Annotated in this window: 18 protein-coding genes; 11 read left to right on the forward strand and 7 right to left on the reverse strand. The window is 56.6% G+C overall.

Annotated elements, in window-relative coordinates:
* Positions 1-467 precede the first annotated feature (467 nt).
* The 6 genes from ATO67_RS10430 to ATO67_RS10455 all read left to right on the forward strand — a co-directional run bounded on the left by ATO67_RS10430 (position 468) and on the right by ATO67_RS10455 (position 9,400).
* Positions 468-1,148, forward strand: coding sequence for a sugar transferase (locus tag ATO67_RS10430; protein ID WP_067648054.1), 681 nt, complete (start codon positions 468-470; stop codon positions 1,146-1,148).
* Between the two features lie 126 nt (positions 1,149-1,274).
* On the forward strand, positions 1,275-2,546 hold the full coding sequence (locus tag ATO67_RS10435) for a polysaccharide biosynthesis/export family protein (protein ID WP_106404937.1): 1,272 nt from the start codon (positions 1,275-1,277) through the stop codon (positions 2,544-2,546).
* Between the two features lie 7 nt (positions 2,547-2,553).
* Positions 2,554-3,819 (forward strand): O-antigen ligase family protein, encoded by a 1,266-nt coding sequence (locus ATO67_RS10440; RefSeq protein WP_067648060.1) that lies wholly within the window; start codon positions 2,554-2,556, stop codon positions 3,817-3,819.
* 127 nt (positions 3,820-3,946) lie between these two features.
* Positions 3,947-4,708 (forward strand): ImuA family protein, encoded by a 762-nt coding sequence (locus tag ATO67_RS10445; protein ID WP_067648063.1) that lies wholly within the window; start codon positions 3,947-3,949, stop codon positions 4,706-4,708.
* Positions 4,623-6,140, forward strand: a complete 1,518-nt coding sequence (locus tag ATO67_RS10450) for a DUF6504 family protein (protein ID WP_067648066.1) — start codon at positions 4,623-4,625, stop codon at positions 6,138-6,140. Before ATO67_RS10445 ends, ATO67_RS10450 begins: the two co-directional genes overlap by 86 nt.
* Positions 6,137-9,400, forward strand: coding sequence for an error-prone DNA polymerase (locus tag ATO67_RS10455; RefSeq protein ID WP_067648069.1), 3,264 nt, complete (start codon positions 6,137-6,139; stop codon positions 9,398-9,400). Before ATO67_RS10450 ends, ATO67_RS10455 begins: the two co-directional genes overlap by 4 nt.
* 12 nt (positions 9,401-9,412) lie before the next feature.
* Here ATO67_RS10455 and ATO67_RS10460 read toward each other — a convergent pair whose 3' ends face one another.
* From ATO67_RS10460 to ytfQ, 5 genes are all read right to left on the reverse strand, one after another.
* Positions 9,413-10,144 carry a FadR/GntR family transcriptional regulator gene (locus tag ATO67_RS10460; protein ID WP_067648072.1) on the reverse strand — a complete coding sequence of 244 codons (732 nt, stop codon included), beginning with the start codon at positions 10,142-10,144 and terminating at the stop codon, positions 9,413-9,415.
* Between the two features lie 21 nt (positions 10,145-10,165).
* Positions 10,166-11,146, reverse strand: a complete 981-nt coding sequence (gene yjfF, locus ATO67_RS10465; protein ID WP_082760227.1) for a galactofuranose ABC transporter, permease protein YjfF — start codon at positions 11,144-11,146, stop codon at positions 10,166-10,168.
* Entirely contained in the window at positions 11,143-12,186 is a 1,044-nt protein-coding gene (locus ATO67_RS10470; RefSeq protein ID WP_082760236.1) for an ABC transporter permease, read from the reverse strand. The genes yjfF and ATO67_RS10470 overlap by 4 nt, the downstream gene beginning before the upstream one ends.
* Positions 12,186-13,709, reverse strand: coding sequence for a sugar ABC transporter ATP-binding protein (locus tag ATO67_RS10475; RefSeq protein WP_067648078.1), 1,524 nt, complete (start codon positions 13,707-13,709; stop codon positions 12,186-12,188). The genes ATO67_RS10470 and ATO67_RS10475 overlap by 1 nt, the downstream gene beginning before the upstream one ends.
* Positions 13,710-13,777: 68 nt before the next feature.
* Positions 13,778-14,737: a galactofuranose ABC transporter, galactofuranose-binding protein YtfQ gene (ytfQ, locus tag ATO67_RS10480; protein WP_067648081.1), complete on the reverse strand. Its 960-nt coding sequence runs from the start codon at positions 14,735-14,737 to the stop codon at positions 13,778-13,780.
* Between the two features lie 495 nt (positions 14,738-15,232).
* Between ytfQ and ATO67_RS10485 the strand changes: the two genes are divergently transcribed.
* Positions 15,233-17,053, forward strand: a complete 1,821-nt coding sequence (locus ATO67_RS10485) for an IlvD/Edd family dehydratase (RefSeq protein ID WP_067648084.1) — start codon at positions 15,233-15,235, stop codon at positions 17,051-17,053.
* Between the two features lie 68 nt (positions 17,054-17,121).
* Here ATO67_RS10485 and ATO67_RS10490 read toward each other — a convergent pair whose 3' ends face one another.
* A complete protein-coding gene (locus ATO67_RS10490) occupies positions 17,122-17,856 on the reverse strand; it encodes a metallophosphoesterase (protein ID WP_082760228.1) in 735 nt (244 codons plus the stop codon).
* 172 nt (positions 17,857-18,028) lie between these two features.
* Here ATO67_RS10490 and ATO67_RS10495 point away from each other — a divergent pair, with 172 nt between their 5' ends.
* The 4 genes from ATO67_RS10495 to ATO67_RS10510 all read left to right on the forward strand — a co-directional run bounded on the left by ATO67_RS10495 (position 18,029) and on the right by ATO67_RS10510 (position 21,586).
* Positions 18,029-18,667 carry a hypothetical protein gene (locus tag ATO67_RS10495; RefSeq protein ID WP_067648090.1) on the forward strand — a complete coding sequence of 213 codons (639 nt, stop codon included), beginning with the start codon at positions 18,029-18,031 and terminating at the stop codon, positions 18,665-18,667.
* On the forward strand, positions 18,667-19,311 hold the full coding sequence (gene alkB, locus ATO67_RS10500) for a DNA oxidative demethylase AlkB (protein WP_067648321.1): 645 nt from the start codon (positions 18,667-18,669) through the stop codon (positions 19,309-19,311). The genes ATO67_RS10495 and alkB overlap by 1 nt, the downstream gene beginning before the upstream one ends.
* 186 nt (positions 19,312-19,497) lie before the next feature.
* Positions 19,498-21,249 carry a chemotaxis protein gene (locus ATO67_RS10505; RefSeq protein ID WP_067648093.1) on the forward strand — a complete coding sequence of 584 codons (1,752 nt, stop codon included), beginning with the start codon at positions 19,498-19,500 and terminating at the stop codon, positions 21,247-21,249.
* Positions 21,250-21,352: 103 nt separating this feature from the next.
* Positions 21,353-21,586, forward strand: coding sequence for a DUF2171 domain-containing protein (locus ATO67_RS10510; RefSeq protein ID WP_067648324.1), 234 nt, complete (start codon positions 21,353-21,355; stop codon positions 21,584-21,586).
* Positions 21,587-21,636: 50 nt separating this feature from the next.
* Here the strand turns inward: ATO67_RS10510 and ATO67_RS10515 are convergent, their stop codons facing one another.
* A complete protein-coding gene (locus ATO67_RS10515; RefSeq protein WP_067648096.1) occupies positions 21,637-23,262 on the reverse strand; it encodes an ABC-F family ATP-binding cassette domain-containing protein in 1,626 nt (541 codons plus the stop codon).
* Positions 23,263-23,297: the final 35 nt, after the last annotated feature.

A 23,297-nucleotide genomic window follows, 5' to 3' on the forward strand; every position in this document is an offset into this window, starting at 1 on the left:
CCACGGAAACCGGCTATTGCGCAGACAAGATTAATTTTTCTTCATAAAAATACAGACATTGCTTGTCTTTTTGAGTGTGCGTTGCCGCAATTTTATTGCGGTGCACAATAGGTTTTTCGGGCTTTTAAGCTTTGGTTTTTGCCGACATGAACTTGGAATCATGCCTTGGCGGAGAACGCTATAAGACTACATCCAATGTAATGCTCCTGCCAATACATGAGTAGACACAAGCTTTCCAAGCGTGAAGCAAACGGCAGGTGGCCTCGTTGTTGTTGTTCAATCGATTAATATTGTCGACAGTTCTTTTGTGAGTATTTCTGAGGTCCAGCCCAGCCGAGACTAAGGCGCCCTGCCTCACAAAAAATTCAAAACCATCAAATTCTGGTCACAGCCTTGCTGTCTCATCTAGTCTCATTGATGCGCCCAACGGGTACCGACCATCGCAAAACATAAATGGAGTTTCCTCTATGAAGTCCGCGACTCGATCGGCTGTTTCGCCGCTTAGTAGCTCAGACGATACCGACCTGAGCTTTCCAATCGGAGGAATCGCTAAACGCAGCTTTGACGTTTCGTCAGCCCTGCTAGCAATCCTCATTCTTAGCCCGATCTTTTTGATGATCATGGCTATGGTAAAATTCTCTGACCGTGGTCCCGCATTTTACGGGCACCGCCGTGTTGGCCATAATGGACGCATGTTCCATTGCCTCAAGTTCCGCACCATGGTGATGAACGGCGATGAAGTCCTGCGTCAGTACCTTGCAGCTAATCCAGAAGCTGCCGAGGAATGGAAAGCCACACGCAAACTCAAGAACGATCCACGCGTCACTGCTATTGGTACCGTTCTGCGAAAGCTCAGCCTTGATGAACTGCCGCAGCTCATCAACATCATCCGTGGTGAAATGAGCGTCGTCGGCCCGCGCCCGGTCGTGGACGAAGAGCTGAACTACTATGAAAGCGCTGCTTCCTATTATCTTAGCACGCGCCCAGGTCTGACCGGCCTCTGGCAGATCAGCGGTCGCAACGACGTGTCCTACAAGGAGCGCGTTGATTTCGACACGCAATATGTGCGCAACTGGTCCATGATGCAGGATGTTTCTATAATCGTAAAAACCATTCCCGCAGTTTGCATGTCCCGCGGCAGCTACTGAACCAATTGCCTGGCTCGGCGTTTTTGACAAAATGATATTGCGGCCACACTGCGTGGCATTTGCGACCGGCCCCCAGGCTGGTCGTGATCCGGTCGCGGTTTTGCGGTCGTAAATATGGAGTTCAAGATGGTTGGCACTGCCACCGGTTTTTCTAAGAATGTCGCGTCACGCAAGTTTTTTGCGCTTGCTGTTACAGCATCGCTGGTTCTCCTCGGTCCCCTCCATGCATCCGCGCAGGAAAAGCAATATCTTCTGGGCACTGCCGATAAGCTTCGCATCCGCGTTGCCGAATGGCAGCCTGCCGATGGTACGATCCGTAACTGGGACGTCATCAACGGTGATTATTCGGTTGGCGTATCAGGCTCTCTCTCCCTTCCGTTCATCGGCCAGCTGGACGTGGCCGGTAAAACAACGGGTCAGGTGGGCGAAGAAATTGGCGCGCAGCTGCAAAGCAAGTTCGCGCTTCGCAATCTTCCATCCGCCTCTGTCGAGATTGCTCAATTCCGCCCTGTCTTCCTGACAGGCGACGTGCAGACACCCGGCGAGTATCCTTATGCGCCCAACGTTACGGTCCTCAAGGCCGTCAGCCTTGCTGGCGGACTGCGCCGTTCCGATGCCGGCCAGCGCTTTGCACGCGATTTTATCAATGCGCGTGGCGATGCCGCCGTCTATGATGACCAGCGAGGCCGCCTTCTGGCAAGGCAAGCACGTCTTCAGGCAGAGGTGCGCGGTGATACGGAAATAGCAAAGACGCCAGCACTTGAAAAAATCCTGAACATCGATGCTCTCCTGGAGAGCGAAAATGCTCTCATGAAGTCGCGTAGCGAACGTTATACGCTTCAGTTGAAGGCGCTGACCGATCTCAGGCAGCTTCTGGAAACGGAAGTCGAATCCCTGCAAAAGAAATCCGAGACTCAGAACCGTCAGCTGCAACTGGCCAATGAGGACAAGGAAAAAGTAAACCGGTTGAACGAGCAGGGGCTTGCCCTTGCCCAGAGGCGTATTTCCGCCGAAGAGCGGGCTGCCGAAGTGGAGTCCACGCTCCTCGATATCGATACGTCGTCGTTGCGCGCCAAGCAGGATATCAACAAGGCGATGCAGGACGAGATCAATCTTCGCAACGACTGGGTGGCCCAGCGCTCCAAGGAATTGCAGGACACCGAGGCCGAATTGCAGAAGCTCAACCTGCAGCTTGGCACAAGCCGCGAGTTGATGTCCGAGGCGCTGGCGCAGTCGGCAGAAGCCATCCGCTTCGATCCAACGGGCAAATCTGCATCGATTACCTATGTCATCGTCCGTGAAGAAGGCGGCCAGTCGAAAGAAATCAAGGCGGACGAAACCACACCCGTTCAGCCCGGGGATGTGATAAAGGTGTCATCAGACGTTCTGATGCAGTGAGGTCCGCATGCGGATTGCCAAATCAGCCCTGATCGACCCGGATAGAAACGGCCTTTATGGAATGGCAGGGGTGGCGCTGTCATTCTTCGTCTTCGCCTATTCATCCAAGTTTGGCATGGTTTCCATTCTTGCTTATTACGCCGTGTGGTTTCCGCTCATCGTTGTGGATTACCGCCGGGTACTGGGCAATTATACGCGTTATCTCTGGATTTTCGGTTTTGGCATTCTGGCCGTTCTGTCCAGCTTCTGGTCGGATGCCATGTCCACCACCATGCGCGCCTCCATTCAATATATGACGCATATCGTCTGCGCACTCATCGCCATGCGCGTCATCTCGATCACGACACTGACCCGCGGTGCTCTCATCGGCATTATCGTGGTTCTCTTGTATTCCATGCTGTTCGGCATTTATCTTTTTGATGCGCTGGATGGCACGTTCAGTTTCGTCGGTGCTTTTTCTTCCAAAAACCAGCTTGGTTTTTACGCTTCTCTCGGAGTCATCTTTGCCGCGTCATCGGTGCTGGTGTTGCGCCAGCGCGACATGATCTGGCTTGGCATCGCCGGAATGGCAGGCCTGCTTTCCGCTTATTGCCTGCTTGCATCGCAATCGGCTACGTCGGTGATTACAACGGCTGCCGTAGTTGCGCTCATCATCGGCTTCATGCCCATGGGTATGTTGTCTCCCGGCAATCGCAAGATGATCTTTCTTGCCCTGGTGGGCGTCGGTGGCCTTCTCGTCGTGGTGGCCTTGCAATTTGGCTTGCTGGATGCGGTGCTGGGCATTTTCGGCAAGGACTCGACGCTAACAGGGCGCACCTATCTATGGCAGCAGGGCATCGAGGCAGCGAAAGCATCTCCCATTTTGGGCGTCGGCTACCAGGGCTTTTGGGTTGTGGGCTTTTATGATGCCGAGCGTTTATGGGACGATTTCTTCATCACCACGCGCAGCGGTTTTCACTTCCACAACACCTATATTGAAACCGTCGTGGAAAATGGCTTCGTTGGCCTGGCGCTGCTGGCTATCGTTCTTTACGGCACGCTCTTAGGGCACCTGCGTTCGGTGCTGGTCCGCAACCGTGATCCGCAGGGGCTTATCCTCTTTGCTCTTTGCGCACTGTTCGTCGTTCGCTCTTTCGTGGAAATCGACATTATCTTTGCCTATCAGATTGGTTCTTTCCTGCTGTATTACGCAGCCGGAAAACTGACGCTACCACAGCGCGTGGCTGCAGGTGCCTTCTCTGGCGTGGCCATGCGCCCCGTGGCAGGGCGCTGACCTCTCAACAGGCGTCCTTCGTCTTATCCACAGGACACAGGAAAGCTTGTTGACTCTTTGCTGAAATAGGAACAAAAAGTGAACAATTAGTCTTTCAAAGCGTGAATGCCTCTAAAAGTGTTGTGTCATGCATAAACGCGCCGAACAGTTGGTTGTCGAAGAATTGCGGGAGCGGCTGGAGCGGATCACGCAAGGTCCGATCCGGCATCATGAAAGCCTGCCTTTCGGTATTTCTTCAATCGATGACCATTTGCCTGCGGGTGGCCTGAAGCTGGGCAGCCTGCATGAAGTCACGGGCGGCGGTAACGGCGCGGTTGATGGTGCCGCATCCGCCTTGTTTTCCGCCGGCATCGCCGCACGGGTAAAAGGCAAGATTTTATGGTGCGTGACCCGGCCTGATCTTTTCATGCCAGCATTGACTCAGGCAGGCCTGTCTCAGAACCGGCTGATCATCGTAGAGTGTCGCGATGAAAAGGGCGTGTTGGACTGTTTCGAAGAGGGCCTGCGCTGCAATGGCTTTGGTGCTGTGGTGGGAGAGGTTTCGAAACTGCCGATGACCACGTCGCGGCGTCTGCAACTGGCGGCGGAAGGGTCCGGTGTCGTGGGCCTTGCAATTCGTCGCTGGCGTCATCCATCCGGTGCAGTGGAATTCGGTCAGCCAACGGCTGCCGTAACGCGGTGGCGAATTTCGGTGCGGCCCTCCACACCTTTGCCTGTGCAGGGTGTGGGCAGGGCACGTTGGTTTCTGGAGCTTTTGCGCTGTCGTGGCGGTGAGTGTGCCGATTTTGAAGTGGAAGCCTGTGATGCAAAGGGTCGTCTCGCTCTACCTGCCGACATGGTCGACAGACCGATACCGCAGAGCGCTTGGCAAACAAGCGCCACCGCTTGACCGCCCGGTGGTGATGATCACCAGACAGGGAAGTCGCCGTGTCATCGCGGCGCAGGATGTGGCTGCAGCAGCAGTAGGCTTGCGGCTTGGCATGCCCGTCAGCAAGGCGCAAGCCATCATTCCTGGTCTGATTGTTGAAGAATTGCAGGTGGCCGAGGATGCCAAAGCGCTGCGAGACCTTGCCTTCTGGTTCCTTCGCATTTACGCGCCCGTCGTCGCGCCCGATCCGCCTGACGGTCTGGTGCTGGATACGACAGGTGCGGACCATCTGCATGGCAATGAACACTTGATGCTGACAGGCATGATCAACCGCCTGCATGGACTTGGTTTTACGGCCCGTGCAGCCATTGCCGATAGCTGGGGTGCCGCGCACGCGCTTGCCCGTTTCGGCCGGGATGAAGCAACCATCGTGCCGCCGAATGGTGCATTGGGTGCGCTCACATCTCTGCCCTTGGCAGCCCTTCGCCTTGAGCCTCGGGTCGTGGCTGATTTGAAAGTCCTGGGCTTCCGTAGCATCGGAGAGTTGATGGCAACGGCGCGGGCACCGCTCACCCTGCGGTTCGGCCCGGAGATCGGGCGCAGGCTGGATCAGGCCCATGGTCTGCTGTCCGAACCTATCGCGCCCATCCGCGTGCCGGAAATGGTTGAAGCCAGCAGGTTCTTTGCCGAGCCGATTTCGGCTGCCGAGACTATCGCGCGATATACCGACAAGCTTGTCCGTCAGCTCTGTCTTGGCTTGGAAAAGCGCGGTCTAGGTGCGCGCCGGGTTGATCTGCTAATGCACCGGGTCGATAGCGGTATACAAGCCATCCGCGCCGGAACCTCCAGACCGGTGCGCGATGTCAAGCAACTGACACGTCTTTTGACGGACCGCATCGACACGATAAATCCCGGTTTTGGCATCGAGAAAATGACCCTGACGGCCACCCACGCGGAAGCGCTGGTGCTGGGGCAAGCCCGCTCGACTTTGCTGGATGATGCGAAAGCCGATATTGGCGAAACGGTGGATGTCATCATCAACCGGGGCCATAAGGTCTATCGTTACGCGGCTGTCGCCAGCGACGTGCCCGAACGTTCGGTCCAAGTGGTTGCCGCACAGTCCGCCGATGATACTCTCGGCTGGCCTGATCACTGGCCACGCCCTGTTCGCCTGCTTGCCCGGCCAGAGCCGATCCAGACAATGGCACTGCTGCCCGATCATCCGCCCAAAAGCTTCACATGGCGCGGCACAAGGCGCCTGGTGAAACGAGCCGATGGGCCGGAACGCGTGTTCGGCGAATGGTGGAAACGCGACCGCGAGCAGGCCGCCGTTCGCGATTATTTCATGGTGGAGGATGAGGCAGGTGAGAGGTTCTGGATTTTCCGCTCCGGTGATGGCGAACACGCCAATACCGGTTCCCAAGGCTGGTTTCTGCACGGTATATTCGGATGAGCGATGATATCAGCTATGCCGAGCTTCAGGTCACCTCGCATTTTTCTTTTTTGCGGGGCGTAAGCTCTTGCGATGACTTGTTTGCCCAGGCGAAAGCGCTCGGGATAGAAGCGCTGGGCATCGTGGATCGCAACAGCCTTACCGGCATCCCGCGCGCCTTTCAGGCTGCGGAAAAAACAGGAATCCGGCTCGTCATCGGGTGCAGGCTTGATCTGGAAGACGACATCTCCGTGCTGGTCTATCCCACAGATCGGGCCGCCTATGGCCGTCTCTGTCGTCTGCTCACCCATGGCAAGAAAGCGGCGAGCAAGGGAAAATGCCATCTGAAATGGAGCGATCTGGTTGCCTATGGTGAGGGGTTTTTGGTCATCCTGTTACCGGACCTTGCTGATGATGCCCTCTCCATTCGGCTGCGACGGCTGAAAGCGGATTTTGGTGATCGAGCCTATGTGGCCATGAGCCTCCGCCGTCGTCCGAACGATCATGTTCGGCTGTATGAACTATCGAACATGGCAGAGCGTGCAGGCGTTGCCACCGTGGTCACCAATGACGTGCTGTTTCATGAACCGGAACGGCGCATGTTGCAGGATGTTGTCACCTGCATCCGGCACAATTGCACCATCGACGATGCTGGTTTCCGTCGGGAGCGGCATGCCGACCGCTACCTGAAACCGCCACAGGAAATGCATAGGCTGTTTTCGGCCTATCCGGGCGCTTTGAGGCGAACGCTGGAGATCGTGCGGCGATGCAAATTTTCGCTCAAGGAGCTCAAGTACCAATATCCCGAAGAAAACACCGTGCCGGGATTGAGTGCGCAGCAAGCACTTGAGAAATGCGTATGGGACGAAGTGCCGGTAAAATATCCTGATGGTCTGCCCGAAAAGGTTGAGAAGACCCTCAAACATGAGCTGGCCATCATCGGCAGGAAGAAATATGCGCCCTATTTTCTCACCGTCAACGCCATCGTCCGTCAGGCGCGGAAAATGGACATTCTTTGTCAGGGGCGCGGCTCCGCAGCCAATTCCGCCGTCTGTTTCGTACTTGGTATTACCGCCATCGATCCCGAGGAAAGCGACCTTCTGTTCGAACGTTTCGTCTCCGAAGACCGGGATGAACCGCCGGACATCGACGTTGATTTCGAACACCAAAGACGGGAAGAGATCATCCAGTGGATTTACAGCCATTACGGGCATGACAAGGCGGCGCTGTGTTCCGTGATCAGTTGTTATCGCGGAAAGGGTGCCATTCGCGATGTCGGCAAGGTGCTGGGGCTACCCGAGGATTTAACCAAGCTCATGTCTTCGCAAATCTGGTGGTGGACGGAGGATGCGGGCGAAAAGGAAGCTAAGGACCTCAACATCAACCTGAATGACCGCCGCGTGAAGCTGGCCTTTGACCTTGCGCGCCAGCTCATCGGTACGCCGCGCCATCACAGCCAGCATCCCGGTGGTTTCGTGCTGACGCATGACCGTCTGGACGAACTCGTCCCCATCCTGCCCGCTGCCATGGATGACCGGCGCATCATCGAGTGGGACAAGGACGATATCGAGGTTGTGGACTTCATGAAGATGGATTGCTTGGCTCTTGGCATGTTGTCGTGCATGCGGCGGGCTTTCGACATGCTGACGGTTCGCAAAGGCGAAAAATTCGAACTGACGAGCATAAAGAATGATGACAAGCCGACCTATGCCATGATCTGCAAGGCCGATACCATCGGTACGTTCCAGATCGAAAGTCGCGCCCAGATGTCCATGCTGCCGAGGCTGAGGCCCCAGGAACTGTATGATCTGGTCATTCAAGTGGCCATTGTGCGGCCCGGTCCCATTCAAGGCAATATGGTCCACCCCTATCTCAAGCGACGCGCGGAAAAGGCGCAAGGAAAGACGATCGAGTACGAGCATCCAATGCTCAAGAAAGTCCTTCACAAGACACTCGGCGTCCCGCTTTTTCAGGAACATGCCATGCGGCTCGCCATTGATTGTGCAGGCTTTTCGGCTAATGAAGCCGACCAGTTGAGGCGGGCAATGGCGACATTCAAGAATGTCGGAACGATTGCCAATTTCGAAAATAAACTGATTGGTGGACTGATCGCCAACGGTTTTGCACCGGAATTCGCCGAACGGCTTTTCGCACAAATCAAAGGTTTCGGCAGTTATGGCTTCCCCGAAAGCCATGCCGCCTCCTTCGCGTTGATTGCTTATGCTTCCGCATGGGTTAAGTGCCATCACCCCGATATTTTCTGTGCCGCCCTTCTCAATTCCCAACCCATGGGTTTCTATGCCCCGGCCCAACTGGTCCGCGATGCGCAAAATCATGGCGTTGTCGTGCGCCCGGTCTGCATCAACACCAGTCGTTGGGACTGTACGCTGGAAGAGGAAGTCGGGCCGGAGCGAAATGCCGTTCGCCTCGGCATGTGCCTGGTCAAGGGGCTGTCCAACAAGCATGCGGGCCGGATCATAGCGTGCCGCGAAGATCGGCCTTTCGTTTCCATCGATGACCTTTGGCGAAGAGCTGGGATCCCATCGGCGGCGCTGGTCGCCCTTGCGGAAGCGGATGCCTTTTTGCAGTCGCTCGGGCTTTCCCGCCGTCAGGCGCTCTGGGACATCAAGGCGCTGCGTGATGAGCCGCTTCCCTTGTTTGCCTCGGCTGCCACGCGCCAGAACAGCGTCATCGCTGAGTTGGACGAGCCCGACGTTGCCCTGCGGCCCATGACGGCAGGCGGCGAGGTGGTGCAGGATTACGGCCATGTCGGCTTGACCTTGCGCCAGCACCCCATGGCGTTTCTGCGTGACGATCTTTCCCGGCGGCGCATCACCACTTGTGCTCAGGCCGTGGCTGCGAGGGATGGACGCTGGCTGGAGGTGGCAGGGTTGGTGTTGATCCGACAGCGGCCGGGTTCTGCCAAGGGCGTCATCTTCATGACACTGGAAGACGAGACGGGTATTGCCAATGCCGTCGTCTGGGTCAAAACCTTCGAAAAATATCGCCGCGTCATTCTATCGGCGGGAATGGTCGGGATTTACGGGAAAATCCAGCGTGAAGGCGAGGTCGTGCATCTGGTGGCCCATCGTGTCACCGATCTCTCGGATGTGCTGAAAAGCGTAGGCGAGAGAGAAGGGCCGTTTCCGTTGCCGCATGGTCGGGGCGATGAGTTTCACCACGGTATTCCGCCCGAAGACCGCCGCCGCCTGCCCAAAAGGTCGGACGTGCTGGAAGATGGAGGTGACCATATAACCGTCAAAGGCCGCAATTTTCATTGAGGCTTGTCGATATCACTCGGCGATTGCGTTCTTGATCCGGTCCTTGCCCACCAGGATGACCTGTCGCATCGCCTTTATGGCAGCATTTTCATCGCGTGCGGCAATGGCGTGGACAATGCGCAGATGATTGGATGCAATTTCCGAAATCGTCTCAGGCGACGATGCGGGCGAGGAGAGCTGGAAGGAAATAGCCAGTGCCGCTTCGATCAGTCCACTGGCGGAACGCATGAAAGGGTTGCCGGAAATGCGGGCGACGGCCAGGTGGAATTCCAGATCGACCTTGGCGATGGTCTCGGGCGTGTGGTTCACATTGTCGAACCGGGCGGCGATGGCGTAAAGGGAGACGATGTCTTCGCTGGAGGCGTGCCGTGCCGCTGCTGCTGCCGCCGCCGGTTCCAGCGCCAGCCGGATGTCGGCAAGATGGTTGATGAATTCGGGGTCCAAACCAGCATCGCACCGCCAGCCCAGAACGTCAGGATCGAAGAAATTCCAGCTGGATTTTTCCAGAACGCGGGTGCCGACCTTGGCTTTGGGCTCCACCAGGCGTTTGGCTGCCAGCGTTTTCATGGTCTCACGCAGCACAGTGCGCGAGACACCGAAACGCAAGGAAAGCTCGGCATCATTCGGCAGAAGAGAATTTTCAGGGATGCGTCCCGATACGATGGCGCTGCCGAGTTCAGCCACGACATGCGCGTGGCTGCTGCGCCGCTTTCGTCCGGTAATCGTCGTTTCCAGCAGCCCCAATAAATTGCTCCGTCGTTATCGTTATGCCGGGTGCGCTCCAGCCAGCCTTCTGTCTGAATACCAGATGATTGTGCGTTGCAACACGATGAATATGAACAGCAGTATGCCGATGACGATTTTCGTCCACCAGGATGACAAGGTACCATCAAAAACGATGTAGGTCTGGATCAGCCCCTGTATCAAAAGACCGACGAAGGTTCCAGCCACAAGGCCGGTGCCGCCCGTCAGCAAGGTGCCGCCGATGACAACGGCTGCGATTGCATCAAGCTCCATGCCAACCGTCGCCAGCGAATAACCGGACGATGTATAGAGCGTGTAGACGATACCGGCGAGGCCGGAAAGAAAGCCCGACAGCGCATAAATACCGATGATCGTCTTGCCGATGGGAACACCCATCAATTCTGCCGATTGCTGATTGCCGCCCAGCGCGTAGATGTTGGCGCCAAACCGCGTCCGGCTGGCAACGATGCCGCCCACGACAAAGACGATCAGCATCACGATGGCGAGCGCCGTCAAACGTCCGCCGCCGGGCACACGGAAGTAGAAGCCCTGGATAGCGTCGATAACAGGATGCGAGATCGGCACGGATTGCGTCGAGATGAGATAGGCTGCACCACGCGCCAGAAACATACCGGCCAGCGTTACCACAAAGGGCGGGATCGACAGGAAGCGGATCATCGCCCCCATCAGGCAGCCGAAAATAGTGGAGATGACGAGCACAGCTGCGAAAGCCACCAGCGGATGGACGTTATATGTTCCAACCAGCACGGCCACGAACACGCTGGCGAAAGCAATGACCGAGCCGATCGACAGGTCAATGCCGCCCGAGAGGATGACGAAGGTCATGCCGACTGCGGCAATGCCGAGAAACGCATTATCCGTCAACAGATTGCCAACCACCCGTGTCGAGAACATCGCAGGATACTGAATGACGCACAGGACATAGGCGACGATGAAAACCGCCAGCGTCGTCAGAAACGGAAGATTGCGGGTGTGGATCATCGCGCCGCTCCCTCATGGTTGACAGTGTGGGGCGGCGTGGCTGGATCCGGTGCCTTGCGTGATTTGGCAAAGCCGATCAGCGTTCCGATGGCTGGGGACTGCAGCGTCAGGACAACGATGATGATGCCGGCCTTGATGATGAGGTTGAATTCCGGCGGGAAGCCAGAGACAAGAATGCCGGTGTTGATGGTCTGGATAATCAAGGCGCCGATCAATGATGCCGTTATGGAAAAGCGCCCACCGTTCAAAGACGTGCCACCGATCACGACGGCCAGAATGGCGTCAAGCTCCAGCCACAGACCGGCATTGTTCGCATCTGCACCTCTGATGTCGGCAGTGACGATCATGCCTGCGACGGCTGCGCACAGACCCGATACGGCATAGACGAAGAACAGCAGAAAACGGGCGCGCACACCGGCAAGGGCGGCAGCTCGGCGGTTGATGCCGGTTGCTTCGATGAGGAAACCGAGTGCCGTTTTGCGCACGAGAATGCCCACCAGCAAAGCTGTCAGCACCCAGATGATGACAGGCATGGGGATGCCGGCAAACACACCGGTGCCAATGGCGGAAAAGCTGTCATCGTTGAACGTCAGAATGACGCCTTCGGTGATGAGCTGCGCGATGCCACGTCCTGCTACCATCAGGATCAGCGTTGCGATGATGGGCTGAATGTCCAGAATGGCAACGAGAATACCATTCCAGATGCCGCAGGCGATACCAACGGCCAAGGATACGACAATGACGACCGGAATGGAGTGACCGTTAGTGATCAGCATTGCCGCAACCGCGCCACAGATTGCGATGACGGCGCCGATGGAGAGGTCGATGCCCTTTGTGGCGATGACCAGTGTCATGCCAATCGTCAGCAGCGCAACCGGTGCTGCGCGAACGAGAATGTCGATGACGCTGCCATAGAGGCGGCCATTCTGGAACGAGACATTGAGGAAGCCAGGCGAAATCACAGCGATAGCGCCGAGGATGATGATGAGTGCGGCAAGCTGGGGAGCCAACCGCTTCAGGCGGGCAGTGATGCTCTTCATCATGCGGCCTCCGTTCTGGCGGCACTGGCAATGGCTTGCATGATGTTGTCGGCGGTCACGTCGCCTCCCTTGAGTTCAGCAACATGTCGACGGTCCGACAGCACGATCACGCGGTGCGCGACAGCGGTCAGTTCTTCCAGTTCCGAGGATATGACGACGAGCGACATGCCCTGCGAACAGAGACGCTCGATCATTTTGAGAATTTCCGCATGCGCGCCGATGTCGATGCCGCGTGTGGGTTCATCGAGAATGAGAAGGCGAGGCTCGGTCGCCAACCATCGCGCCAGAATCGCTTTTTGCTGGTTGCCGCCGGATAGAAACTTGATTGGTCGCTCCCGATCCGCCGGGCGGATATCGAGCGACTTAATGAAGCCATCGGCCAATGCGGCCTTCTGTTTATGAGACAGTGGCCGCATCCATCCCTGCCGCGCTTGCAGAGCGAGAGCGATATTATCAGCCACTGAAAAATCGCCGATAATACCGTCCGTCTTGCGCTCTTCCGGGCAAAAACCGAAACCGTTGTCGATTGCCACTTCTGGCGACGTGATCGCAACCGCCTTGCCATCGATGCTGGCCTGGCCACCATCCGGCTTGTCGATGCCGAACAGGAGAAACGCCGTTTCGGTGCGGCCGGACCCAAGAAGGCCAGCAATGCCAACGACTTCGCCGGGGCGGACATCGAGATCGAAAGGTTCGACGCTGCCGCGTTTGCCATAGCCCTCAAAACGGATCGGAGCTTCGCCTTCAACCACGGTATCTTCGGGTGCCTGCCGGTCATGAGTGACGCTCAGCAACTCACGTCCTAGCATCATCGAGATGAGATCACCGCGTGGCAATTCGGAAATCTGGCGGGTGCCGACAAGCTTGCCGTTGCGCAGCACCGTCACGCGGTCGGCGATGTCGTAAACCTGATTGAGAAAATGGGTAATGATGACAATGCCAAGCCCTTCGGCGCGCAACTGGCGCAGCACGGTAAACAGCATCTCGACTTCATGGCTGTCGAGGCTGGCGGTCGGCTCGTCCAGCACCAGCACCTTGCCGGAGAGATCAACGGCGCGCGCGATGGCGATGATCTGGCGGATCGCTACAGAATAGCTGGACAGCAGGGCATCGACATTGATCGAAAGCCCGTAGCGGGTCAGAAGTTTTTCGGCCCTTGCGCGCATTTCGCGCCGGTCGATCAGGCCGAAACGTCGGGGCTGCCTGCCCAGAAACAGGTTTTCGGCAACGGTAAGATTTTCGAGAAGGTTAACTTCCTGATAGACGGTGCCGATGCCGAGATTTTGCGCTTCCGCTACAGTGGTCGGCGAAATCTCAGCGCCATCAAGACGGATGGTGCCCCGGTCGCGGTGGTAGACGCCGGTCAGAATTTTGATGAGTGTCGATTTACCCGCACCGTTCTCACCCAGCAAAGCATGAACTTCGCCGCGGTTGAGCGATATGTCGACATTATCGAGAGCCGCGATGCCGAGGAAAGATTTCCCTATGGCGCGCGCTTCCAGAAGAGGGCTGGTATCGGGCATGGTCAAGTCCTGCACGGAATGTGGGTGGGAACGGCGCTTGGCGCGCCGCTCCCGAAGTTGAAACTGGTTTAGTAGCCCAGTCCCTTCTTCTCCTCGTATACCTTCATCGGGTCATCAGACGCCGTGTAGAGTTTGGATTCCGTCTGGATCCACTTTGCTGGCTCTTTCTTGTCCTTCAGATACGCTTCGAGCGCATCGAAAGCAGGACCAGCCATGTTTGGTGTCAGTTCCACCGTCGCATTGGCTTCACCGGCAGCCATTGCCTTGAAGATATCGGGGACAGCATCGATGGACACGACCTTGATATCCGTGCCTGGCTTCAGGCCAGCTTCCTTGATGGCCTGGATTGCGCCGACGGCCATGTCGTCATTGTGGGCGTAGACTGCGCAGATATCCTTGCCGCCGCCTTCAGCCTTGATGAAGCTTTCCATGACTTCCTTGCCCTTGGTGCGGGTAAAGTCACCGGTCTGCGAACGAACGATCTTGATGTTGGCATGCGATGCAATGCCTTCTTCAAAGCCCTTCTTGCGGTTGATGGCAGGAGAAGAACCGGTGGTGCCCTGCAACTCTACGACTTTGCAGTCCTTGGAGCCGACGTCCTTGGCCAACCATTCGCCGGCGACCTTGCCCTCGTGGACCTGATCGGATGTTACGGCTGTCAGGTAAAGGCTATCTGGAGCCTCGATCTGGCGGTCGAGAAGGATCACGGGGATATTCTCTTCCTTGGCTTCCTTCAACACGGCATCCCAGCCGGTTGCGACGACAGGTGCGATGAAGATCGCATCGACGCCCTGCGCGATAAAGCCACGAACGGCCTTGATCTGGTTTTCCTGCTTTTGCTGTGCGTCAGCGAATTTCAGCGTCACGCCACGCTTTTCGGCCTGCTGCTTGGTCACTGTCGTTTCAGCGGCACGCCAACCGGATTCGGAGCCGATCTGCGAAAAGCCGACGGTGAGAGATTGTGCTGATACGCCTGATGCCAGACATGCGGAAATGGCGACGGTAACCGCCGCGAGTGCTTTTTTCATCTGTAATCCTCCCAGAGATGAATTCGCCTAAGACAGGCCGATATGAGCATATAGTATTACCTTTGAAAAGTGGCTTCTGAGCGTTTTCTGATGTTAAGACCGTCTATGAAACTGAGAACACGAGAATTTTTCCTGTTTTTACAATAGAAAATCGGTCAAAAATAATTTTCTGGATGCTGTCAGGCGACGCTGGAAGTCGCCTTGACAACAAACGCTCTCGCAAATTAGTAATACGAATACCGAATGCTGATCGCGGTGATTGACGGAGCAAGTCAATTGTCGCAGATGAGAGCAGGCAAAAGAAGAATTCAGGGCGGAAATTTCGTGACGATCGTCATCGACTGTCTTCAAAAGGTCGAAAAAATCCGGTGCTGTCCTCAGCTGGACCTGCCTCGCGCTAGATATTGCCGAGGTCTTTTTCTCTTTTCCTCATCATAAGGTCGTCGCAATCCTGTTGTCGTACCCATTTGCCATTTCCGGCTGGAGATCAAAGTTATGAAAGACCTGACCAACCTACCCGCAACGCAGGCAAAGGGCGGTAAGCTGCGTTCTCGCGCATGGTTCGATAATCCTGATAACGCCGACATGACGGCGCTGTATCTTGAGCGCTACATGAACTTCGGCCTCAGCCAGGCGGAATTGCAGTCCGATCGTCCGATCATCGGTATCGCGCAGACGGGTTCTGATCTGTCGCCGTGCAATCGCCACCATCTTGAGCTCGCGAACCGTCTGCGCGAAGGTATTCGCGAAGCAGGCGGCATCGCCATCGAATTCCCGGTTCACCCTATTCAGGAAACCGGCAAGCGCCCAACAGCTGGCCTCGACCGCAACCTTGCCTATCTCGGCCTCGTGGAAGTGCTTTATGGCTATCCGCTTGACGGCGTCGTGCTGACCATCGGCTGCGACAAGACCACGCCTGCCTGTCTTATGGCGGCGGCCACCGTCAACATTCCTGCCATCGCTCTGTCCGTCGGCCCCATGCTGAACGGCTGGTTCCGGGGTGAACGCACCGGTTCCGGCACAATCGTCTGGAAGGCCCGCGAACTTCTGGCGAAGGGCGAGATCGACTATGCCGGTTTCGTCAAGCTCGTTGCTTCCTCGGCGCCGTCCACCGGCTATTGCAATACCATGGGTACGGCCACGACCATGAATTCGCTCGCTGAAGCCCTCGGCATGCAACTGCCTGGCTCCGCCGCAATTCCGGCACCATACCGCGACCGTCAGGAAATTTCCTACCTCACCGGTCTGCGCATCGTTGAAATGGTCCGCGAAGACCTGAAGCCTTCCGATATCATGACGAAGGACGCCTTCATCAACGCCATCCGCGTCAACTCGGCCATCGGCGGCTCCACCAACGCACCGATCCACTTGAACGGCCTGGCCCGTCACCTCGACGTCGAGCTGACCGTCGACGACTGGCAGACCTATGGTGAAGAAGTGCCGTTGCTGGTCAACCTTCAGCCTGCCGGTGAATATCTCGGCGAAGACTATTACCACGCGGGCGGCGTTCCCGCTGTCGTCAACCAGTTGATGACACAGGGTCTCATCAAGGAAGACGCGATGACGGTCAATGGCAAGACCATTGGCGACAACTGCCGTGGCGCCATCATCGAAGACGAAAAGGTCATTCGTCCATTCGATCAGCCGCTGAAGGAGCGCGCCGGTTTCCGCGTCCTGCGCGGCAACCTGTTCTCGTCCGCCATCATGAAGACCAGCGTGATTTCACCAGAATTCCGCGAACGTTACCTGTCCAACCCCGACGATCCCGAAGCGTTCGAAGGCAAGGCGGTTGTGTTCGATGGTCCGGAAGACTACCACCACCGAATCGATGATCCGTCGCTCGGCATCGATGCCAACACGGTTCTCTTCATGCGTGGTGCCGGTCCTATCGGTTATCCGGGTGCGGCCGAAGTCGTCAACATGCGTGCGCCGGACTACCTGCTCAAGCAGGGCATCACCTCGCTTCCCTGCATCGGTGATGGCCGTCAGTCCGGTACATCCGGTAGCCCGTCCATTCTGAACGCATCGCCGGAAGCTGCCGCAGGCGGCGGTCTTGCGATCCTTCAGACCGGCGACCGGGTTCGCGTCGATGTCGGCAAGGGCAAGGCCGATATCCTGCTTTCTGCCGAAGAACTGGCCAAGCGTTATGAAGCTCTGGCTGCTGAAGGCGGTTACAAGTTCCCAGACCACCAGACTCCATGGCAGGAAATCCAGCGCGGCCTCGTCGGCCAGATGGAAACCGGCGCGGTTCTGGAAAATGCCGTCAAGTATCAGCGCATCGCCCAGACAAAGGGCGTGCCGCGCGACAACCACTAAGGTCGCTCTAAAATAAAAAACACCGGCTGTGTTAAGCCGGTGTTTTTCGTTTCTATCCCTCGGCAATCCTACTCGGCGTGCATCGCAGTCACTGTGCCATCCCGAAGGATTTTCACGGCGGAGAGACGTCCGGTCATGAAGGCACCGGTATCGACATTCAACCGGTTGTCGGAAAGCGAGACATTGCGCACCGGCGTATGACCATGCACGGTCATGAAGAGGTTGTCGGCGCCCGGGACGGTCTGATCCTTGGGGCGAATCCACAACAGATGTTTGTCCTCTTGCCGTTGCAGAGGCACACCGTTGACGATACCCGCATGCACGAAGCAAAGTCCCGGCACCGCAAGCAGCGATGGCAGAGACGACATGAAGTCGATGTGGCTCTGGGGAATGTTGTCCTGCAACAGCGTTTTGAAGCTCGTCTTATCCTGCGGCAGGTCATTGATGCCGTAGGAGCGCAGCGTCTCCACGCCACCGAATTGCAGCCAGAGATGATCTTTGCGCGGGTCTTGCAGAAAATCCAGCATGGTCGCCTCGTGGTTTCCAGCAAGGCAAAAGCGCTCGATGTCATCAGACATCGGCTGCATCAATTCATGGATGACGTAGGAGGACTTCGGACCCCGGTCGATGTAGTCGCCCAGCATCACGATCCATTTGGAACCGTGCTGCTGCGCTGCATCGGTCAGGATTTTCTCCTGCAGGGATTGCAACAGGTCAAAGCAGCCATGAACATCGCCGATGGCGTATATGATGTCGGGTCTTTCATGGGAGAATAACTTCCGGCGCATCTCGGGAGCGGGCATTGGGGGCAAACCTTCTCAAGCGGTGACGGCATGGCCACGAAATCTCTGACACGGTATGGACCATTGTGCTTAACGCCGCATTTACGCCGCGATCATCGCTCGCTATCTCCCTAAAATGGTCTCTTTTTCCATGTGATTTGTATCAGGTGCTGAGGGTCGTCAGGGGAAGAACATGCCGCTACAAAATCGCGTCGATCCGTTTGGTGATATCGTCGATCTGCCCATGCGCGGTCTCTTCACCGGCAATCGCGGTATCATTCATGATCCCGAAACCAGAACATTGACGACGAAGCGCTGGACATCCAAGGCGTGGCTCGTCTGCAGTTGCGATTATAAGAACACGCGCCGGGATGTCATGGCGACGCGGAGCTGGACCGAGCTTTTCTTTTTCGATGAGGCAACGGCCCTTGCCGCAGGTCATCGTCCCTGCTTCCAGTGCCGCAGGCAGGATGCGGATATGTTCAGGGCTTCATGGGCCGAAGGGAACGCCAAACCCCTGCCGAGTGCTGGAGATATCGATATCATCCTCCACAAGGAGAGACTTCAGTCACGGCGCAAGCGCGTCAACATGCTGCTTTCACCTCTGGACGAACTGCCGGATGGTGCGATGATTGCCGCAGGTGGCAACGCCTATCTGACCATGAAAGGAAAGCAGTATCGCTGGAGTGCGCAAGGTTACGAGCGCGCCCACACCTTGCCCTTCGTGGATGGCTTGCTGACGCCACCTTCGACGTTGCGCACGCTGAAAGCGGGATATCGCCCGTTGCTTCACCCGTCCATAACAGCGATGACTGAAAGTGTCCCGGCATGATGGATGATCTGTTCTCGGGCCTTGATAAAGCCGAAGAGGAAATGGCCGAAGGCGCATGGTTGCTGCGTCGGTATGCTTTCGACAATGCCGGTGATCTGCTGGCGCAGATAGAAGGTATCTCCGCGACAGCACCTTTCCGGCACATGGTTACACCCGGCGGGTTTTCCATGTCCGTGGGCATGACGAATTGCGGACCCTTCGGCTGGGTGACGGATCGAAAGGGCTACCGGTACCAGAAGACCGATCCCGAAAGCGGTCAGCCCTGGCCAGCCATGCCGGAGACCTTCCTGTCTCTTGCCATCGATGCCGCGAAGGATGCCGGATACGCGGATTTCGTGCCGAATGCCTGCCTGATCAATCGTTATGAGCCTGGCGCGAAAATGTCGCTCCATCAGGATAAGGATGAGAGGGATTTCACCAATCCCATCGTGTCTGTGTCACTGGGACTGCCTGCGACATTCCAGTTCGGAGGCATCAATCGCGGTGATCCGGTGCGCAAATATCCACTCAGCCACGGGGACGTCGTCGTTTGGGGTGGCCCGTCGCGCCTGTTCTATCATGGCATCATGCCCTTGAAGGAGGGAACGCATGATGCCGCAGGGCGCGCACGGTTCAATCTGACATTCAGACATGCGGCGCTATAGAGTGCCCGAAACCTGCCGCCTCATGCGCGTCTTCGGCCTTGCCGTATCATGCCCGGTTTCGTCAACCGTCGGTGTAGCCAACTATTAACTGTAATTGGCATTTGGTGACCGGCGACCGCTTTGATTCACCTATCGTTTTCTAAATCCGCTTAGCGTTCACCCATAACGCAAGATCGGAAAACGACGATGAATCCTTTGCATAAGTCCAATGTGACCTACAAACTTGATCAGCAGGCTGAATTCAGTGCCAAGTTGATGGCTGCTCATGCAAAGATCGAGAAGAAATTTCTCGAAGGCGGTGCCGTTCTCGTATCGGTTATGGACATTCTCGGCAATCTGACGGGCATTCTTGATGGGATGACCGGTACGCTGGATGGTAAAACCGCGAAAAACAACATCGACGGCTTGCGCAAGACAATCGATGATCTCGCCCAGTTACCAAAGACAGAGGAGCGCCGTCAGGCCGGCTTCAAATCGCTTGCGGACATGTGCGCATCCACTGGCGAGCATATTGACGATATCCATGAGACCATTCGTTATCTCAAGACCTTCGCAATCACGGTCAAGATAACCGGTGCTGGCCTTGCCGAATTTGCAGGCTTTGCCGACGAAATACGAGAACGCATCCAGTCCGGTGCCGACGAGGTCGGGCGGTTTGCGAAGAACCTCGACGTCATGCGCAAGCAACTGATTACAGCCCTTTCGTTTTCTTCTGCCACGAAGGCGGATTTCGATTGCACCATTCCGCAGATCATCACGGGGCTGAACGAAAACTCGGCCCGCATCTCCCAGCAGCACCAGGAGATGAAGGATATCGCTGCACAGGTGAAGAAGATTGCCCAGACCATTCAGGGTAAGATCGGGTCCGTCCTGTCGTCGCTCCAGATCGGTGATATCACGCGCCAGCGTATCGAACACATTCAAAGCATGCTTCAGTTGATGGACGACTTTGGGTCGTCTCCTGAAGGCAAGGCGCTCAGCAATTCCGAATATGACGTGCTGAAGGAAGCTGTGCTGCAATTGGCGAGCGCCCAGATGGATGAAACAGCTGCGGATTTCCACCGCGACTGCGGCAAGATATTCACCAGCATTTCCAGCTTTGCAGATGATGCAGCTCGTATTCTTTCGCTGCGCGATGAATTGGTCGACAGAACGTCGAATGGAGAGCGCAACGTATTGGCGCTGATGGAGCAGGGCATTGTCGAGGCCTGCGATCTCGTCACTCGCGTTCAGGAAAGCAGTGCTGAAGCCGACGACGTCGTGTCTTCCGTCACGACCAGCGCGCAGGAACTGTCGCGCGGTATCGAAATTTTGCGGTCCATCAAAATCGACATCCATTACATGGCTTTGAACTCCAATCTTCGGTGCTCGAAACTTGGCGACGCCGGAAGATCCGTCAACGTCGTCAGCGGTGAAATGCGCTTATTCGCAGGCAAGTTGGAAACGCCTGCCGACGCTATCGTTGAGGAGCTGCACCGGGTCGAGACAACCACCCAGCAGCTGGCGCAACACGGAAGCGGGCTTTCCGCTGATCTCGCGGCACCCTTGAATGAAGCGCTGGAAACCGTTCGAAACACAAAAATGCAGATGTCTTCCGGTATCGATGCGCTTGCGGAGGAAGGTCAGGCCGTGTTCAGCCGCATCAGTTCGGCTGTGGTGACGCTTGATTTCCAGAGCGAGCTTGGCAACACATTCAACGAATGCTGCCAGATTGCCGCTCAGTTGCCACAGGGTTTCCAGGCCGATGTGTCAGGGTTTGTCGACAAGATCAGCCCTTTCAGTGCGCAGGTCTACAAACTTTACACCATGTTCCAGGAGCGAGACATTCACGTTCGGTTTCTGCCCTCCAGCACCTCCACGTCGGGTAACGTCACAAATGTGATGAGCCAACCAGCTGCGTCTGAGGACGATGATCTTTTCGCGGATGCCCTTTTTTAGGAAGCAGAAAAGCCTCAAGCTGCGTTCTCGTCAAAAACGGGAACGAAATCGGCTCATTCTCATTTCCTCCTTGCATATCGAAGAAACAACGGAGGAAACAGAAATGATTTCTGAAGACAAAATTCGCGAGCACATGGAAGTGCGTTCCGCCGATGGTAGCCATGTAGGCACTGTCGATCATATGGAAGGCCAAAGCAGGATCAAGTTGACCAGAACCGATTCCGACGATGGCAAACACCATTTGATCCCGTTGGAATGGGTCGACCATGTAGATGCCCATGTGCATCTCAGCAGATCGGCATCAGATGTGCGGAGCAACTGGGAAACACTCAACTAGAGTGCCAGCGCTTTACCAAACTCAAAATGCGGCCCTGGAGGCCGCATTTTTTATGCCTTCATCAGTCCCGGAGCCTCTGCACCCGTGCGTTCGACATATTCGACATAGCCGCCGCCATATTGGTGGATGCCCTCAGGCGTCAATTCCAGAACGCGATTGGACAGGGCCGCGAGAAAATGGCGATCGTGCGAAACGAACAGCATGGTGCCTTCATATTCGCCGAGCGCCTTGATCAGCATTTCCTTGGTGTCAAGGTCCAGGTGGTTGGTCGGCTCGTCCAGAACGAGGAAGTTTGGCGGGTCGAACAGCATCGCCGCCATCACGAGACGCGCTTTTTCACCACCCGATAGAACCCGGCATTTCTTCTCGACATCATCGCCGGAAAAGCCGAAGCAGCCGGAAAGGGCTCGCAATGGCGCTTGTCCTGCCTTCGGAAAACGCTGCTCCAGCCATTGCAGAATGGTCGCATCGCCATCCAGCAGGTCCATGGAGTGCTGCGCGAAATAACCAAGCTTGACGCTGGCACCGACATTCACGCTGCCGACATCCGGTTTGGCTGTTCCTGCGATCAGCTTGAGAAGGGTGGATTTGCCAGCGCCGTTGACGCCCATGATGCACCAACGCTCCTTGCGGCGGATCATGAAGTCGAGACCTTCATAGATGGTGCGCTGGCCGTAAGCCTTATGCACCTGCTTCAAGGATACGACATCTTCGCCGGAACGTGGTGGCGCCTGAAAATCGAAGGCCACCGTCTGCCTGCGCTTCGGCGGCTCGACGCGGTCAATCTTTTCCAGCTTCTTGACGCGGCTCTGCACCTGCGAGGCGTGGGAAGCACGAGCCTTGAAGCGCTCGATGAACTTGATTTCCTTGGCAAGCATCGCCTGCTGTCGCTCGAACTGCGCCTGCTGCTGCTTTTCGTTCTGGGCGCGCTGCTGTTCGTAAAATCCGTAGTCGCCAGTATAGCTCGTCAACGAGCCCGCATCGATTTCAATGATCTTGTTGACAATGCGGTTCATGAATTCGCGGTCATGCGATGTCATCAAAAGCGCGCCGTCATAGGTTTTCAGGAAGGTTTCGAGCCAGATGAGGCTTTCGATATCCAGATGGTTGCTTGGTTCGTCCAGCAGCATCACATCGGGCCGCATCAGAAGAATGCGGGCCAGCGCCACGCGCATCTTCCAGCCGCCCGAGAGCTTGCCGACATCGCCGTCCATCATGTCCTGGCTGAAGCTGAGGCCCGCCAAGACCTCGCGGGCGCGGCCTTCGAGAGAATAACCGTCAAGCTCCTCGTAACGTGCCTGCACTTCGCCGTAGCGCTCGATGATTTCGTCCATCTGGTCGAGCTGGTCAGGATCGACCATGCGCGCTTCCAGTTCGCGAAGTTCGGTCGCAACCGCGCTGACCGGCCCTGCGCCTTCCATGGCTTCGGCAACTGCGCTGCGCCCTGCCATTTCGCCGACATCCTGATTGAAGTAGCCGATGGAGACGTGCTTGTCGGCGGCAACCTGGCCTTCATCCGGCTGCTCCTGACCGGTAATCATCCGAAACAGCGTCGTCTTGCCCGCACCGTTTGGACCGACCAGCCCGACCTTTTCTCCGCGGTTGAGCGCGGCGGACGCCTCGATGAAGAGGATGCGGTGGCTGGCGGATTTGCTGATGTTTTCGATGCGGATCATGAGACGTAACCGATAAGCTGGAGGTTTGGCGTCCC

This window comes from Agrobacterium bohemicum, from assembly GCF_001562555.1.
Lineage (GTDB): Bacteria > Pseudomonadota > Alphaproteobacteria > Rhizobiales > Rhizobiaceae > Agrobacterium > Agrobacterium bohemicum.

What these genes read in the sequence shown, in the direction of transcription:
- ATO67_RS10430 (WP_067648054.1), top strand. Translation starts at nt 468, where the DNA reads ATGAAGTCCGCGACTCGATCGGCTGTTTCGCCGCTTAGTAGCTCAGAC.
- ATO67_RS10435 (WP_106404937.1), top strand. Translation starts at nt 1,275, where the DNA reads ATGGTTGGCACTGCCACCGGTTTTTCTAAGAATGTCGCGTCACGCAAG.
- ATO67_RS10440 (WP_067648060.1), top strand. Translation starts at nt 2,554, where the DNA reads ATGCGGATTGCCAAATCAGCCCTGATCGACCCGGATAGAAACGGCCTT.
- ATO67_RS10445 (WP_067648063.1), top strand. Translation starts at nt 3,947, where the DNA reads ATGCATAAACGCGCCGAACAGTTGGTTGTCGAAGAATTGCGGGAGCGG.
- ATO67_RS10450 (WP_067648066.1), top strand. Translation starts at nt 4,623, where the DNA reads ATGCAAAGGGTCGTCTCGCTCTACCTGCCGACATGGTCGACAGACCGA.
- ATO67_RS10455 (WP_067648069.1), top strand. Translation starts at nt 6,137, where the DNA reads ATGAGCGATGATATCAGCTATGCCGAGCTTCAGGTCACCTCGCATTTT.
- yjfF (WP_082760227.1), bottom strand. Translation starts at nt 11,146, where the DNA reads ATGATCCACACCCGCAATCTTCCGTTTCTGACGACGCTGGCGGTTTTC.
- ATO67_RS10470 (WP_082760236.1), bottom strand. Translation starts at nt 12,186, where the DNA reads ATGAAGAGCATCACTGCCCGCCTGAAGCGGTTGGCTCCCCAGCTTGCC.
- ATO67_RS10475 (WP_067648078.1), bottom strand. Translation starts at nt 13,709, where the DNA reads ATGCCCGATACCAGCCCTCTTCTGGAAGCGCGCGCCATAGGGAAATCT.
- ytfQ (WP_067648081.1), bottom strand. Translation starts at nt 14,737, where the DNA reads ATGAAAAAAGCACTCGCGGCGGTTACCGTCGCCATTTCCGCATGTCTG.
- ATO67_RS10485 (WP_067648084.1), top strand. Translation starts at nt 15,233, where the DNA reads ATGAAAGACCTGACCAACCTACCCGCAACGCAGGCAAAGGGCGGTAAG.
- ATO67_RS10490 (WP_082760228.1), bottom strand. Translation starts at nt 17,856, where the DNA reads ATGCCCGCTCCCGAGATGCGCCGGAAGTTATTCTCCCATGAAAGACCC.
- ATO67_RS10495 (WP_067648090.1), top strand. Translation starts at nt 18,029, where the DNA reads ATGCCGCTACAAAATCGCGTCGATCCGTTTGGTGATATCGTCGATCTG.
- alkB (WP_067648321.1), top strand. Translation starts at nt 18,667, where the DNA reads ATGGATGATCTGTTCTCGGGCCTTGATAAAGCCGAAGAGGAAATGGCC.
- ATO67_RS10505 (WP_067648093.1), top strand. Translation starts at nt 19,498, where the DNA reads ATGAATCCTTTGCATAAGTCCAATGTGACCTACAAACTTGATCAGCAG.
- ATO67_RS10510 (WP_067648324.1), top strand. Translation starts at nt 21,353, where the DNA reads ATGATTTCTGAAGACAAAATTCGCGAGCACATGGAAGTGCGTTCCGCC.
- ATO67_RS10515 (WP_067648096.1), bottom strand. Translation starts at nt 23,262, where the DNA reads ATGATCCGCATCGAAAACATCAGCAAATCCGCCAGCCACCGCATCCTC.